Raw genomic sequence first — 316 nt, forward strand, 5'->3', positions numbered from 1 at the left:
GTTAAACAAAATTATTTCTAGAGGGGAATTGTTATCCGCTCACAATTCCCCTATAGTGAGTCGTATTAATTTCGCGGGATCGAGATCTCGATCCTCTACGCCGGACGCATCGTGGCCGGCATCACCGGCGCCACAGGTGCGGTTGCTGGCGCCTATATCGCCGACATCACCGATGGGGAAGATCGGGCTCGCCACTTCGGGCTCATGAGCGCTTGTTTCGGCGTGGGTATGGTGGCAGGCCCCGTGGCCGGGGGACTGTTGGGCGCCATCTCCTTGCATGCACCATTCCTTGCGGCGGCGGTGCTCAACGGCCTCA

1 pseudogene is annotated in these 316 nt (G+C 58.9%); it reads left to right on the forward strand.

Going from position 1 to position 316, the window contains the following annotated elements:
* Nucleotides 1-90 precede the first annotated feature (90 nt).
* Nucleotides 91-316 (forward strand): annotated as a pseudogene (locus FN960_RS21180) (MFS transporter); the annotation flags it as partial.

Source organism: Alkalicoccobacillus porphyridii (assembly GCF_007293315.1).
Taxonomy (GTDB): domain Bacteria; phylum Bacillota; class Bacilli; order Bacillales; family Bacillaceae_D; genus Alkalicoccobacillus; species Alkalicoccobacillus porphyridii.